Below are 15,845 nucleotides of genomic sequence, written 5' to 3' on the forward strand. Positions count from 1 at the left end.
GTCCTATCTTTGTAGAGAGGTTACATGAAACGTCTCTACATTATTTGTTATTGGAAGGAGATTAACAGGTTTTGATTAATTGTCATTTGTAAATCGGTGTTGGGTTCAATGGTAATTAAATCAACGCTATTTTTACCGAAGAAAAGACCAATTAGCGCCCCAATACCAGCACCTCCTAGCACTTCTTCTGTGGCAATAGCGCGATCGCCTGTCACCGCAGATACCGCTGCTGCTGCTCCTGCACCCAATACGGTATTTTTGATAATTGAACTAGTGCTAGTTCCCTTTCTGACAGTTTCAGTTTTGGTGATCACATCAGAAGTTGCACTAATGTTGTATTGTTGACCGGATGGCAAAACTAATTTCTGAGCCACAAATTGAGAACCACCCTGTGCCGGTCTGAGTTCACCTATAACCTGGCTACCAGCAGGAATCACTACCGCACCATCTTGGGTAATCACATTTTGTGATGTTGTCAAAGTTAAAGGTGCAGTTTCATCTTTGGTGACAAGAATTTTTTCTGCCTTCTCATACTTCACAGGAATAGTAGTTCCTTGGGGAATGGTGATAGATGTCAGTGGTGGCGGAGTGGTTTGCAGAGCAACAATATAAGGTGAGTTAATTGCTGTAGCTTGATTAGAACTCACCAATGCCTGGTAAATAAAAGCTGCTACCTGCGCTCTAGAAGCAGTAACACCAGGATTGAGAAAGTTAACATTAGGATAGTTGACTACAATAGACCTTTCTGTTGCCGCAGCAATGGGAGTGCGGGCATAGCCAGAAATACTAGCGGAATCGTTGAAGTATCCCAAAGTGCTGTCAACATTACTAGTAGCAGCATATTCCAAACCATTAGCCAGGGAAACTAAAACTTGTTCGCGGGGAATAGCTTGATTTGGTCTGAAGACATTGCCTGGATATCCAGATAAGAACCCGATGGTGTAGGCTTGCCGAATGGCGCTGTATGCCCAATAATTACTGGGTACGTCGTTAAAATTGATTGCTTGCCGTTGTGCTGACTTATTAAAAGCCTTGTTAATCATCGCGGCAAATTGAGCGCGTGTCACCGGTTCTTCTGGACGGAATGTACCATCAGGAAATCCTGCAATTACACCCCGTTGTGATAATTGTTGAATAAATTGTGATGCCCAGTAGTTAGATGAGACATCTGAAAAACTAGTTTGAGCCAAGGAGGGTGTAGCTGTCATGAAGGGGGCTACAGTACCAACTGTGACACTCAAGGCCATCAATAGGGCGGTTTGTGATTGCAAGCGATTTAAATTTAACATTGGTTTTACCCTGTAAAAATTATTGTGTTCTTTTTGTTAACTGTTCTGTTAACTACCTAGACAATTTTGACATTAAACAGTTCCCTATGTTTCTTATATTTTGTCAATAGTTTGACTTGTAGCTTTGGTAAGTGTGATAAATAGGACTTTAGGAATAGAGGTGCATAGGACTTTAGTAATATAGTAAATATTACTGAGGATATAAAAGCAAGCGATCGCACACATTATTTACAGGTGCGATCGCTATTCTAGATGAATGAAAGTCACGACTTCAAGTACATTAAGTCTAGTAACGAGAAAGCACTAAATTGGACACAAGTGTGATATCTAAATCATATTCTGGTCGCAGAACAAAGACATCAGCTTGTTTTTTCCTAATCAGCACACTTGCTAAAGCTCCTGCTGCACCACCACCAAGAGTTTCCAAAATCTCAATTCTCTTGTTACCTGTAATCAATGCAATCACACTAGCAGCACCTGCACCAATAGCAGCATCAGTTAATATCTGTCCGGTATTACTTCCCTCGGAGATTCTTTCAGTCTCAGTAATAGTTCTAGAATTAGCATAAATCTGCTGCCGCTGCCCTGAAGCAAATACTAATTCTCTCGCTACAAAGCGTACCCCTTGGTTATTTACATCATCTCTATTTCTCGAATAACTACTATTTAAATTGACTGGTTGTAATTCTCCAATCACTTCAGTTCTAGCGGGAATCAAAACATTTCGGTTGCTGTCAATAATATCGTTAGCTATTGTCAGAGTTAGAGGTAATGTCTCACCAGGCTTAACAATAACCTTCTCTTTTTCATAGGTAACAGGTAAGGTGACATTTGCCGGAATAGTAGTATTTCGAGATTGATTAAGATTGAATTGTGCTTGAGCAGGAGCAAAGGCAAACAAGGGGGTAACTGCACCCGTAGTAATTGCCATTGCCATAAGTGCAGCAGTGCTAGATTTCCAACGCATAAGACGACTCATAAGGTAGGTTCCAATAACTTGTGATATCTGTGAAGACGTGGATGTAATGCAATAGTTTCTTCAGTTATCAGTTGTTACTTTCTCCCTATTTCTCGTTCCCATACTCTGTATGGGAATGAATTCTAGAAGGCTCTGCCTTCTGTAACGATAGAGGCAGAGCCTCTGTGATAGCGTTCCCAGTCTCTGACTGGGAACGAGATAATCACCAGCAGTAATTCCCCCCACTTGAATTTTGTACTCCGAATCAGTAGGGACTTACCGCGAAATAGTTAAATTTAGCAAATAAACAGCTAATAATGTGCAAATAAAAACCCGCCCAATGGCGGGTTTAAAATTGTAGGACAGAAGAAACGCCTACTTTGCTAATAATTCATCACTCAAATTAGAAGCTGAATGTAGTACGTAAAGTACCTACATAGATAGTGTCGTTGCTATCGTTGTGTTCAGGATTTAAGATCACCAACAAACCGGGGGTAATCATAATGTTGTCAGAAAGCTTCATCTTATACAGACCTTCTATATGATAAGAAGTGCCGTTGTCGTCTGGATTAGGAGTCCCAACAGGAAAATTGGATATGTCGGTAACTTTAGGTGGTTGACCAAAGATTAAACCTAAAGTGTTACCTTGTCTACCGAAGTCTCTTACCGCGAGGGTCGTAGCCCAATAAAAAACGCTTGCATCTTCGGGTCCTTCTTGGTTCTTAACGTTGGAGTAACCAACCCAACCGCCAAGAGCTAGTTTAGCACTAGGTTGGAAAGAAGCTTGTAGACCATAGTTGTCAGATACAACTGGAACACCAGCACCTACACCATTCAAAACACCATTAGACAAGGAACTTCCTGTGCTGCCAAATAAGTCTAAGTCATTAGCAGTCTGATAAGTCCGAGCGTAAGCTAAACCAACATTGAAAGCTTTGCTAGGTTTAAATTCTAACTGACCGAAAATAGTGTTACTACCATCGAATAAACCTTCACCATCAGATGGATTAGCCACATCATTTCTACCTGTGGCAAAATAAGCCGCACTCAAGGTAAATTTGTCACTAGGACTGACGTTAACAGTAATACCAGCACCATCACCAGCTTGGCGATAGATGGGGCTGAAACGTCCATAACGGGAAAGCGCACCTGTACCACTGCTTCTAAAGTCAGGGTTGAAGACGTTGACGTTTTCATTCAACTCACCACCAACAGCATCAATCTTGACACGAATTCTTTCACCAAAGTTGAAAGCGTAATTTAGTTTGTCAACTCTGACACTATTATTAGTATTACCGTCATAACCCAAACGGGTCATATTAGTGCCTGTAACATTATTGTTTTCGATGATATTCTTCGCTTCCAAACGAGTTTGCAACACATCTGTACCCATGAAGCTACTTTCTAAGCTCAAACGCACCCGATTGGAGAAAGTTGCGTTGCTATTTAAGTCATCGTTATCACCGTTACCGTCTGTGATATCAGCTTGCTTATCACCAAATGCCTGAGACACGCTGAAAATCGCTTCACCCTTGAGCTTGGTGGTAGTAGAAAACTGATTTGCTTCTAATTCAGCAGTACGAGCTTCTAACGCATCAACGCGACCGCGCAGAGTTGCTAATTCAGCAGAAAATTCTTCTTGTAAACGCTGTAAGGTAGCCAAATCTTCTTTGTTTACCATGTCAGCAGTAGCTGTAGCAATCAGTTCGTTAACCCGGTCTAAGCAGGCATTCAAACCAGCCGCAAATTCATACCGGGTCAATGCACGATTACCACGGTATGTACCGTTGGGATAACCTGCAATACAGCCGTAACGCTCAACCAAAGACTGCAAAGCTTGGAACGCCCAGTCTGTGGGTTGTACGTCGGAAAATTGAGAAACGGAAGTTACTTGACCGATGCTGTTTGATTCTTGGGACAACTGAGCAACGCTGGTTGCTTGTTCGTTAACTTCAGCAGCTAAAGCGCTGTTCGCAGACAAAAATGTCGCTGCAATAACTGGACTTACCTTGAGGATATTCCAAAATAGTTTTGTCATGTTCTTACTCTCACTCACACACACTTAAAAAAAGGCTTTTTTGAATTTGGAAAAGGTTATTGATGCTAATAACTAAGGTTCTTCAGTTTTTTTATGGAAAACTAAGTTCAAAATCGTTGAAAGCTTTATTAAATAGGCATTTCATTGAAAATCAAAGACTAATTTTTTATAACCCTTACGCCCGAAGGGTTTTGTTATAGTCGATCCCCAAATTATCATAAAAATAACACAAGAGCCATAATTAATTCATTAGACATCTGAGGAAAAAATGTATAGAAGTTCAATGGAACCTCTATACAAGTATTCTAGTAAACGCACATTTAATTTTTACCAGATGTCTATACTCAAATTAGAAGCTGAATGTAGTACGTAAAGTACCTACATAGATGGTGTTGTTGTTATCATTGTGTTCAGGATTTAAGATCACCAACAAACCGGGGGTAATCATTATGTTGTCGGAAATTCTCATCTTATAAAGACCTTCTATATGATAAGAATTATCAGGGTCTGTGGTAACACCAGCACTACCACCAGTAACTTTGGGTGGTTGACCGAAGATAAGACCCAATGTGTTACCTTTTCTACCTATGTCTTTCACAGCCACGTTAGCAGCCCAGTAAAACAGGTCTGCATCTGCATTACTTACTTCACTTTGAGCTGTGGTGTAACCAACCCAACCGCCAAGACTAAATCTAGCACTAGGGCTAAACGTAGCTTGTAAACCGTAGTTGTCAGATGTAGTAGCAACATTACCAAATGGTCTGCGAGCAGCAAGACTGCCTGTGCTACCAAAAAGGTTTACTGAACCACCCCGTTGATAAGTTCGAGCGTAGGTTAGACCCACATTAAAAGCTTTGTTGGGTTTGAAGGCTAACTGACCAAAAATGGAACTATTCCCGTCAAAAATACCGTTCTTATCTGTAGGTATATTAGGGCCAAAATCATTCCCATTGGATAATTCTCCCCTGGGTGCTAAATATGCTGCACTGAGGGTAAAAGCGCCTTTGGGATTTAATTCTACGGTCAAAGCACTACCACCAGAACCTTGGCGATAAATGGGGCTGAAACGTCCGTACCGGGAGATAGAACCTGAACCACCGCTTCTAAAGTCAGGGTTGAAGACGTTGACGTTATCCCATAATTCAGCATTATTGGCATCAACCTTGACACGAATTCTGTCACCAAAGTTGAAAGCATAATTGATTTTATCAATTTCAACGTTGTTACCATTGTCACCGTCAAAGCCGAGACGGGTCATGTTTGTGCCAGTGACATTAGTTCTCTCACTGCCAGGAGTGGTGCTACCACCATCAAATTGAGTAGTATTGCGAGCTTGTAAACGAACTTGCAACCTATCTGTACCCATGAAGCTGCTTTCTAAGCTCAACCGTACCCGGTTAGAGAAAACTATGTTGTCTTCTAAGTCAGCACCGCTATTAGCTTTGTTGTCACCAAAAGCACCAGACAAAGCAAAAATCGCTTCACCCTTGAGCTTGGTGGTAGTAGAAAACTGATTTGCTTCTAATTCAGCAGTACGAGCTTCTAAAGCATCAACGCGACCGCGCAGAGTTGCTAATTCAGCAGAAAATTCTTCTTGCAAACGCTGTAAGGTAGCCAAATCTTCTTTGTTTACCATGTCAGCGGTAGCTGTAGCAATCAGTTCGTTAACCCGGTCTAAGCAGGCATTCAAACCAGCTGCAAATTCATACCGGGTCAATGCACGATTACCACGGTATGTACCGTTGGGATAACCTGCAATACAGCCGTAACGTTCAACCAAAGACTGCAAAGCTTGGAACGCCCAGTCTGTGGGTTGTACGTCGGAAAATTGAGAAACGGAAGTTACTTGACCAATGCTGTTCGATTCTTGGGACAACTGAGCAACGCTGGTTGCTTGTTCGTTAACTTCAGCAGCTAAAGCGCTGTTCGCAGACAAAAATGTCGCTGCAATAACTGGACTTACCTTGAGGATATTCCAAAATAGTTTTGTCATGTTCTTACTCTCACACACACACTTAAAAAAAATCAAAGTGATGATAAAGCCCCTTTAAACTTAAGGGAATTCACTCACAAAGTTTCAGTAATGACTATACATTATTTATCATAGTTAGCACAACCCCCCTTGTTATTTTTTTACCTATCAAACTAAGTTTGGTGATAAAACCCACAGAGGGTAAGGAATATGGGGTATGGAAAAAAACGAAATTCTAATAAAGTTATAAAGATGTGCAAGGATACAAGAAGGCATTAGACATCTTCGACAAAGATTAATACTTCTGGAGTCCGAATTTCAGAAAGTTTTAGCTGACTGCTTATAGTTTTTTTGTGCAAATCTGGGGAAGTAATTGGATGGAGGAATCGTCTTTATGAGGTGGCTGTTGTAGTTAAGCTGGATGGTTTAGAAACCTAAGCATTTGAAACACAAATATGACTCCAATTCGCCATGAAATGAAATTATCTGAATATTGAAAGCTTTATGTAATTCTGTATCTCTGACGGGAGGGTTAGCCATAGGCAACGTAGTGCAGCGAAGTATCTCGGAGATTCTAGAGTCTACGGCACGCTACGCAAACACTTCGTATGGCTAACGCCACGCTATGCCTAAGGCACACTACGTGAACGCTATCAGAATGACACTTTTAACACGTTTTTAGTATGATTGGCCTTTTGTTAATTTGGGTGGCAAGTTCAGAACAATACTCCGTTTGTAACGTAATATTTTTCCTTCTTCTTCAAATTTTTGCAATAGCCGTGTAACTGTGACTCTAGTTGTGTTGAGTACTTCTGATAGATCCTGATGAGTTATATTTAAATCAATTAGTTTACCCTGTTCTAAGTCACGACCAAATTTTTCACTTAACCACACTAAAAATTGCCACAATTTGAGGGAAGTTGGTTTTCGATGTAGTATGCTTATTAGTTCTTCCGCTTGTTGAATGTGGCATAACAAAGACTTGATATCTTCATGCCAGATATGAGGAGGAACAATGCTTGCCTCGACACTTGTTAAACATTCAATTTGGTAGGGTTTAACTTTGGATAAAGGATAGCCAACTATATCTCCTAAGCCCCAGTACCCCAAGGTGATAGCTGCTCCATCTTCATTCCAGGTTGAGGTACGAACTATACCTCGATCAATACGCCATAAAACATCATTGCTGATGGGAATTACTGACCGACGAGTGAATAGATGTTGGGAAAATTGTTTATTTTCAGGAGATTTTAGAGTTTGATTGGTAGAATACGTCATTTTTGGGTTAAATGGGTAGGGAATTTAAATGAGGTATCCTGACAAATAAACAGATGAATGGTCAATAGGTATTAGATAGAAGATATTTTTGAGTTATCTTCCATTTACTGTAATAGTGAAAGTTTAAGAATAGGTTAGCTTTTAGCTAAAAACGATAAAAACTCTGACGCTAAACCCTATCTACCTTGAAAGCCGTATTTTTTTGGAAGTCCTTAAGTACCCAGATAGAATGAATTACACAGATTATTTTCCTGTTGCCTTTCTCCAGCAATGAATTTAATTTTGTCTGACTGCTTAAGAACGTTGACCTGTGACAATGTATGCTACTCGTTGACCAATATTAGTAGCATGGTCTGCCATTCTTTCTAGACAACGAATTGCTAATGTTAAGAGCAGAATTGGCTCAATTATTCCTGGAACATCTCGTTGATATGCTAAAATTTGATACAGATTATCATAAGCATTATCAACAGCATCATCTAAATATTTAATACGCCGTCCACTGACTTCATCTAAATCGGCTAAAGCTACTAAGCTGGTTGCTAACATTGCTTGGGCATGGTGAGACATCAATGCAATCTCTGGTAGAGTGTCATGGGTTGGATAAGGAAATATTTTAATGGCTATTTTGGCTAAATCCTTGGCATAATCGCCAATGCGCTCTAAATCTCTGACTAATTGCATATAAGCACTAAGGCAGCGTAAATCTTGAGCCGTAGGTGCTTGTACTGTCATGATTGATGTACAGTCAGATTCTATTTGTCTATAAAAGCGATCAATTTTTTTATCTAATCGGGGGAGTTCTTCAGCTGCTGTTAAATCGCGGGCAAATAATGCTTGGTGACTGAGGCGAAATGATTGTTCGACCAAAGCTCCCATACGCAATACATCGCGTTCTAACCGCCTAACGGCGCGTACTGGCTGTGATTTTTCAGAATTGGAATTATGAATAACAGCTTTCACACTTTTAATCTCAAAATTGTATTTTTTTAACTATAATCTTGCTTTGGTGAGTTTGCCATGATGCTTGGTAGGTGAATTTGCATCCAAGCGCCACCTGTTTCTGGATGGTTCATGGCTTTAATTTCTCCACCGTGGGCGATGATCATCTGCTGGACGATCGCTAATCCCAAGCCACTACCAGTAATTGCTGTTGTCGTTTGGCCTTGAGGAAGTGATTCATGATGTCTGGCTTTATCTCCTCGATAAAATCGCTCAAATACATGAGGTAAGTCAGTTGCAGCAAAACCAATACCAGAATCAATGATATTAATTTCTACGAGTTGAGATTTGGTATTGCTATTGAGCAACTCATTAACAGAGATAATATTAAGTTCAATGTAAATAGTTGTCCCTGGGGGGCTGTATTTGATACTGTTATCCAATAAATTGACAAATACTTGGTAAATCCGAGATTTATCGCCTTGAATGTAGATGTTTTCGAGGCCAGAATAGGAAATATTCAGATTTTGATGTTTTGCAAGTGGTTCTAGAGTTTCCCACACCGAAGCGATGAGCGATCGCACTTCCACCGTTTCTAGATGCAATTGCATGGTGGCGTTTGTTTCCATTTGCGTCAGTTCTAACCAACTTTGCACCAAATTAATTAGCCGATCAACTTCTTGCATCAAACGGTTAACCCAACGATCCAAAGGTGGTTCTAAGCGGGATTGGAGAGTTTCTGCTACCAGACGAATAGAAGTCAGGGGAGTTCTCAATTCATGAGCTAAATCGGAAAAAGAGCGATCGCGCTGCTGATTCATATCTAGCAACGGTTGGCGATTTTCTAAAAATACCCCTACCTGTCCTGCCACCAAAGGTAAACTAGAAGCCTGTAAAGTCAAAGGCTTTAACTCTAACATAGCTGTAGCATTTTCACGAGACGGGTGAAAAACCCATTCTCTCACCTGAGGCTTTTGCCAATCACGAGTCTGCTCAATTAACTGATCAAGTTCATAAGACCTTACCAACTCTAACAACAAACGGATCTGTCCTGGTTGCCACCTTTGCAGATGCAATATCTCCCTCGCCTGTTGATTACACCATAGCAATTGATTTTCTTCGTCTACTTGCAAATATCCTAAAGGTGCAAAATCTAGTAATTCCTTGTAAGTTGCCAACGACAACTGCAAATCTTGCCTTTGGCGCTTCACCATTGACATTTCTTGCCGTAAGCGTGGCAGCAAAGGCAACCCTATCCTACCAGAATGGGAACTTAAAGGCTGGAGTACTTGCTCCAAATAGCCATTCATTTGCACCTGTTGCCAAAACAAGAACCCAATACCGACCACTAAACCCAGAAAAAATCCTAATAAAAGCATTTGAGTAGTTATTTGCTATGTAACTACTAAAAACTAACAACTATCCTCAACAATTAGCCAAACCTATAGCCAAAACCTCTCACAGTCACAATATATTCTGGATGACTGGGATCTTCCTCTAACTTTTCCCGCAACCAGCGGATATGAACATCCACAGTTTTGCTATCACCAACAAAATCTGGCCCCCAAACCTGATCTAGCAATTGTTCCCGTGACCATACCCGGCGAGCATAACTCATAAACAGTTCCAACAAGCGGAACTCTTTAGGTGATAGATTTACCTCCTGTCCACGAACCAACACTCGGCACTCTTGAGGATTTAAGCTAATTTCCTTATACTTTAGTACTGGAATTTGCGGCACAATACTTAAACGTTGTTGACGGCGCAGTAAAGCGCGACAGCGAGCCACCAATTCCCTCATACTAAATGGTTTAGTCAAGTAGTCATCTGCACCCACTTCTAAACCCAGCACCCGGTCAGTTTCGCCACCTTTGGCACTTAACATCAAAATTGGGACTGAGTTACCTTGATGACGCAACAGACGACAGATATCCAGCCCATTGATTTGCGGCAGCATCAAATCTAAAAGCACCAAGTCAAAGGGTAATTCTCCGGAATTGGGTTCGCAGCTTTTGAGATATTCTATAGCTGCTCGTCCATCAGTAGCAGTGATTACCCCATAGCCTTCTTCTTCTAACGCCACAACAAGCATTTCCCGAATGAGTTCTTCATCTTCCACTACGAGAATGCGGCTGGTTTGTCCAAGATCCGTTTTGGCAGAATACTTAGTTAATTCGCTGGTATACATTGATAACACAGGGTTTTGAAACTATACTTGTATCGATAATCTTTTAACTGCCGACAATCCACATTTATTTCAGTGGATCTATATTTTGTTAGATTGTGCTGTATATCACAAAATAACTATACTATAAATCACATTGCCTACTAGCGACAAAGTATTTTTAGTGACTTTGCACATTTATCCTCAACGAGTTAAATTCTGTCTTGACAATCACAAATTAGTTGAGATATGATTTTAGTACAAAATTACTACAGATGTGCTTTACAGAGCGAGCTTGACCGCAATAACTCTTGACGACAAGGTGTGCTTTCGTTGCTTTTTTCGGTATTTATACTGCATTAAAAACGCTGTTGAAAGGGCTAATCTTATGTCTGCATAGGGTATACCTTAATGTATATTAGACATCTGGTGAAAATGATTGTAAAGACGTTCCGCCGGAACGTCTCTACAAGGGTTGCAATCCACCCACATTTAATTACCGGAGATATCTATTATTCTACCCATTTAATCATCACTTAATCATTACTTATTTCAGGGAGTTAAAATATGACCGCAGGTGTAATCAAAGACAGCAAACAACAACTAGTACAGGCATTTCAACAAATTCGTGCAGAAAGAAAAAAACTAGAAGCCAAAATAGCCACTAAACAAGAGGAAGCAGAAAAAGCCAAAAACCAAGAAATTCTGACAGCAGCTTCTACCTACACCGTAGATAGTATTGTTAAAGGTTTAGCTGATTTACAATTAGAATTTGGTAGCATTGTTAATGCACTTTCTGAAAAATTAGCTCAAGAAAACTCTAAATTAGATGAACTCAATCAAGCTATAGAAATTGAAACTCAACGTCTACAAGAACTACAGCAAATTAGAGTTGTAGCAGATACATTAGATATTTTTACGCAAGAACATCAAGAAAAGTTAAAAATTTTAGAACAAGATACGGCTAATAAACGAGAAGCATTAGAAAAAGAAGTTACTCTCAAGCGGAAAGAATGGCAAAAAGAGCAGGCTGAATTTGCAGAAAAACTGCAAGCATATACTGAATTATTAGCTAAAGAACGTCAGCAAGAACAAGAGGAATATCAATATAAATTAGAAAATACTCACAAACTAAATACAGATACTTATCAAGCCATAAAACGTAAATTAGAACTGGAAATCCAAGAAAATACCCAACAGAAAGATAAAGATTGGGCAGAAAGAGAAAAAATCCTCACTGAACGTCAACCTCTAGTGAATGAATATCAAAAGAAAGTTGCTGCATTTCCTACTGAATTGGAAGAAGCAATTAAAAAATCTAGAGAAGATGCAATTAAAGACACTAGCCAAAAAGCAAAAGTTGAAGCTGATTTATCTGAAAAAGAATGGGAATCTACAAAACAGAGTTATGAAGCTAAAATTCAATCTCTGGAAGAAACAATTCAGAAACAGATTCAGCAAATTGACGGTATTTCTGCTCAACTTCAAACTGCACTTACACAAGCGCAAGATTTGGCAATGAGAGCTTTTGATAGTTCCAATTCTAAATAGGGCTGAGTCTTGATGATGTTGGGTTTCCTAGCGTCAACCCAACCTACAAGCTAAATAATGCTAAATAAGTAAATTGGCAGAGTTTAGGGCTGTTAAGATGCCCATTTCATAAGAAATTTAGAACAATTAGTTATGCAAATAGCTAATTTTCAAGTTAGATGTTTTCAAATTTGTAGAGGTTAACCATGGTAGCAAAAAAACCAACTGATAAAAACACAAAAGCGGAAATTCTTCAGGCATATGAAGAGTTAGTTAAAGAACAATCTACGCTCAAAACTGAACTATCACAAGCACAAAAAGAAACTAAATCTGTACCTCAAGAAAAACCAAAAGCAGAATCAAAACCAGTTATGAATCAGTCTACTAGCATTCAGCAAAAAATGAATAACACTATTGAAAGCTTGATGAAAATTCAGCTAGGTTTTGGTGGTGCTGCAAACGAATTATCGGAACAGCTTAGTACAAAAGCTTCTAAATTGGCAGAAATTGGGGAATCTGTAACCACTGAAATTCAACAATTATCCCAACTGCATAATCTAGAAGTATCTGAAAATATTTTAGATACTTTGATAGAGTCTTATGATGAAAATGAAAAAGCTTATCATGAAGAATATAGTGAACGCTATGAGGTTTTATCACAAGAAATATTAGAACTGAGGAATACTTGGACAAAAGAACAGGAGGAACATCAACGGACAATTAAAGAACGGAATGATAATCTCAACAGAACTCGACAACGGGACGCAGCAGAGTATAAATATGATTTAGAACTCCAGCGTAAATTAGCCAGTGATGAATATGAACAGCAGCAGAAGATTTTATATAAAGAACTGGAAGAATTGCAACAAGTCACAGAAAAACAATGGACTGAACGAGAAAAAACTATTTCTGAACGAGAAAAGCAATTTGAAGAATTGAAAACTAAGGTAGAGGCTTTCCCGAAAGATAAAGAAGCTGCAATTAAAAAAGCGACTGAGGAGGGTAAAGGTATTGCTAGTTATCAAGCGAAAGTAAAAGCAGATTTAAATGCTAAAGAAGTGGAAGGACAAAAGCGTTTTTATGAACAAAGGTTACAATCTTTAGAATTGACGATTACTAATCAAGAAACTCGATTACAGAACTTGTCTAAACAATTAGAATCTGCTCTCAAACAAGTTCAGGATTTAGCTGTTAAAGCAATTGAAGGGACTGCAAATGTAAATTCATATCAGGCTATCAAAGAAATAGCCTTAGAACAGGCTAAAAGTCAGGTAAAAAATAAATAATTCCGGCTCTACTGCTTCTTTTGTAAGACCACAATAAAATTAATGTGAGTTCGGAGTTTCTCCTCCGGAGACGCTACGCGAACGGAGTTTCTCCTATGCCTACGGCACGGCTTCGCCGAACGGAGTTATGATTTTTAAGGGCGAGAGAATAAGGGTTTTAGACTCCTACTTGTGGCGAGGTTTCCAAAAATTATCTTATGTCGAACTCACGTTAAAATTAACATGGATATGGATTGGAAAATCCGATTACATAAAAGAAGCAGTAGAATCAATTTAAACAGTAGCACGACTCCAAGTTAATTTGATTAAATCAAAGACGTAATCAACCGAATTATCTATATAATTTTCCGATTTTTCATTACCCATTACACATAATTTACCGCCAGTAATATAAATTTTATCTGGTTCTTTATAGTAAGCTTTGTGTTCACTAATCCATCCTGGTTTCTCTCCAGTTGTTTTTAATTTTTCTATTTTAAATGTGTGGATATGTAATCTATAAACTGGAGTAGAATTATAGATTCTTGTACCGAAATATCCTAAATTGCCAATGATATATATATATTCTCCCACTAACGTAGCTGAATGAAAATCAGTTGGTGGAAAAACATTTTGAGGATAACCAAAAATCTGAAAATTACCATTACCTTGATAGACTACGACATCGTTATATATACAAAAATCAGGATCATAGTAGTCTTCATGTTCGCCAGCAATTTCGATAATTCTGCCATCTGGTAATTCTGTAATAGTTCTACCAAATCTATCATAACACCATACTTTATCTTGCCGATTTTCTAGATCCTGAAAAGTATTTTTTGCTGTATAAGCAGAACAACCCTCACAAATCATCGCTTCCCAAAAAGGAATTTTCATCAATTCTGGATTGGTTTTACCAAAGCGCGGATGTTTACCAGTAAAATATTGCTCTGGCGATAATTGTGATAGTGAGAATTTGCTATTTTCAATTCCAGTGAGTGAGCGTCGCATATCGTTATTAATATAGCCGTTTCCATGCTCGTGAGGTACAAATTTTTTCGTTTTAGGGAACTCTTAATAGGGAACAGTGAATAAATTGGCGTGTATTTCATTAGACTAGGAAACGCTATATCGCTGACATCTTCACCAGATGCTATTAATATTGTGACAATTTCTAGATTAGTAGCTATCTTAATAGCTTTGTCATGGCCAAGCACGAAAAGCGATTTCTATTGTTTGTGAATCCGAAGAAGCAGGTGCAACTCCGGCGACAGATCCTATTTTCAACAATTTAATTTTGACTTGCGGTGTTCAAACTCGTCAAATAAAAAATGTAGAGACATAAATAGAATTATATTTCTACATTTGGTTTGAATTTTGAGTTAATTATTCTGTTTTTGGTTTTCCTAGTCCTTTAGGGGGCTGAGGTTTTTTAGCTTTTGTGTATATCTGCTGTACTTTAAGCTTTGGCTTGGAAGTTACTTTTTGGTTAGACATCAGAATTCACCTTGACCTTCGATGATAATTTTATCTACAAAAGTAAGATAAATGATTCCCGAAATCTGGAATGTTCAAGCGAAGCTAGAAAAATCTAAGTTGGGTGGAATATCTTGAATTCGTCCTGGTCCGATCGCACGTAATGCTTCTTTGAGGATAATATCTTCAGTATACAAAGCTTTGCCAACTATTACCCCTGTTACACCTTGGGGTTCTAAGGCTAATAAACTTAACAAGTCAGTAATTGAACTTACACCACCAGAAGCGATAATAGGGATGGAAATTGCACCTGCGAGTTCTCTTAATGCGTCTAGATTTGGCCCTTCTAGCGTACCATCACGGTTAATATCGGTGTAAATAATGGCTGCTGCACCTAGTTCTTGCATTTGGGTAGCGAGTTGGGTGGCTAAAACTTCAGAGGTTTCTAACCAACCGCGAGTTGCAACTAAACCATTACGGGCATCTATGCCAACTATAATTTGTTGGGGAAATTCTTCACAGAGTTGTTGAACTAGCTGGGGTTGTTCGACAGCAACGGTTCCGAGAATGGCCCAATTTACGCCGAGATTAAATAATTGTTGCACACTGGAGCGATCGCGCAATCCCCCACCTACTTCAATAGGGATAGAAACTGCATTAGTGATAGCTTCAATTGCGGCTAGGTTAACGATTTTCCCAGCTTTTGCCCCATCTAAATCAACTAAATGCAATCTTGTCGCACCTTGTTCTGCCCAGAGTTTAGCAACTTCGACGGGGTTTTCGCTAAATACTTGCGATCGCTCATAGTCTCCTTTATAAAGTCGCACACAACGACCTTCTAGTAAATCAATTGCTGGTATTACTTCCATAATTGGTAATTGGTAATGGGTAATTGGTAATGGGTAATTGGTAATGGGTAATTGGTAATTGGTA

Annotated in this window: 12 protein-coding genes; 2 read left to right on the top strand and 10 right to left on the bottom strand. The window is 39.2% G+C overall.

Translation table 11 applies throughout. The features are described 5' to 3' along the window. Positions 1–47 precede the first annotated feature (47 nt). From AC012T_RS10250 to AC012T_RS10285, 8 genes are all read right to left on the bottom strand, one after another. Positions 48–1,289 (bottom strand): S-layer homology domain-containing protein, encoded by a 1,242-nt coding sequence (locus AC012T_RS10250; protein ID WP_487065392.1) that lies wholly within the window; start codon positions 1,287–1,289, stop codon positions 48–50. Between the two features lie 286 nt (positions 1,290–1,575). Next, complete coding sequence (locus tag AC012T_RS10255; RefSeq protein ID WP_487065394.1) at positions 1,576–2,268, bottom strand: conjugal transfer protein TrbI; 693 nt, start codon at positions 2,266–2,268, stop codon at positions 1,576–1,578. 382 nt (positions 2,269–2,650) lie between these two features. Then, the gene (locus tag AC012T_RS10260) at positions 2,651–4,285 is read right to left on the bottom strand and encodes an iron uptake porin (protein ID WP_487065396.1); all 1,635 of its coding nucleotides are present in this window, start codon (positions 4,283–4,285) and stop codon (positions 2,651–2,653) included. A gap of 349 nt (positions 4,286–4,634) precedes the next feature. Continuing rightward, positions 4,635–6,278, bottom strand: a complete 1,644-nt coding sequence (locus AC012T_RS10265; RefSeq protein ID WP_487065398.1) for an iron uptake porin — start codon at positions 6,276–6,278, stop codon at positions 4,635–4,637. A 657-nt stretch (positions 6,279–6,935) separates the two neighbouring features. Then, positions 6,936–7,535: a Crp/Fnr family transcriptional regulator gene (locus AC012T_RS10270; protein ID WP_487065400.1), complete on the bottom strand. Its 600-nt coding sequence runs from the start codon at positions 7,533–7,535 to the stop codon at positions 6,936–6,938. Positions 7,536–7,829: 294 nt separating this feature from the next. Continuing rightward, positions 7,830–8,498 (bottom strand): phosphate signaling complex protein PhoU, encoded by a 669-nt coding sequence (phoU, locus tag AC012T_RS10275; RefSeq protein ID WP_487065402.1) that lies wholly within the window; start codon positions 8,496–8,498, stop codon positions 7,830–7,832. 26 nt (positions 8,499–8,524) lie between these two features. Further along, complete coding sequence (locus tag AC012T_RS10280) at positions 8,525–9,856, bottom strand: sensor histidine kinase (protein ID WP_487065404.1); 1,332 nt, start codon at positions 9,854–9,856, stop codon at positions 8,525–8,527. Between the two features lie 53 nt (positions 9,857–9,909). Further along, complete coding sequence (locus AC012T_RS10285; RefSeq protein WP_015213781.1) at positions 9,910–10,665, bottom strand: winged helix-turn-helix domain-containing protein; 756 nt, start codon at positions 10,663–10,665, stop codon at positions 9,910–9,912. Between the two features lie 543 nt (positions 10,666–11,208). On the opposite strand from AC012T_RS10285, the gene AC012T_RS10290 reads away from it, so the two are divergent. Next, positions 11,209–12,192 (top strand): hypothetical protein, encoded by a 984-nt coding sequence (locus tag AC012T_RS10290; protein WP_487065406.1) that lies wholly within the window; start codon positions 11,209–11,211, stop codon positions 12,190–12,192. Positions 12,193–12,377: 185 nt separating this feature from the next. Beyond that, complete coding sequence (locus AC012T_RS10295; protein WP_487065408.1) at positions 12,378–13,457, top strand: hypothetical protein; 1,080 nt, start codon at positions 12,378–12,380, stop codon at positions 13,455–13,457. 273 nt (positions 13,458–13,730) lie between these two features. Here the strand turns inward: AC012T_RS10295 and AC012T_RS10300 are convergent, their stop codons facing one another. Next, positions 13,731–14,447, bottom strand: a complete 717-nt coding sequence (locus tag AC012T_RS10300; protein WP_487065410.1) for a hypothetical protein — start codon at positions 14,445–14,447, stop codon at positions 13,731–13,733. Between the two features lie 560 nt (positions 14,448–15,007). Beyond that, positions 15,008–15,781: a 1-(5-phosphoribosyl)-5-[(5-phosphoribosylamino)methylideneamino]imidazole-4-carboxamide isomerase gene (gene hisA / locus AC012T_RS10305; protein ID WP_487066539.1), complete on the bottom strand. Its 774-nt coding sequence runs from the start codon at positions 15,779–15,781 to the stop codon at positions 15,008–15,010. Positions 15,782–15,845 lie beyond the last annotated feature (64 nt).

The sequence above is a fragment of the Anabaena sp. EIM26 genome (assembly GCF_057568715.1).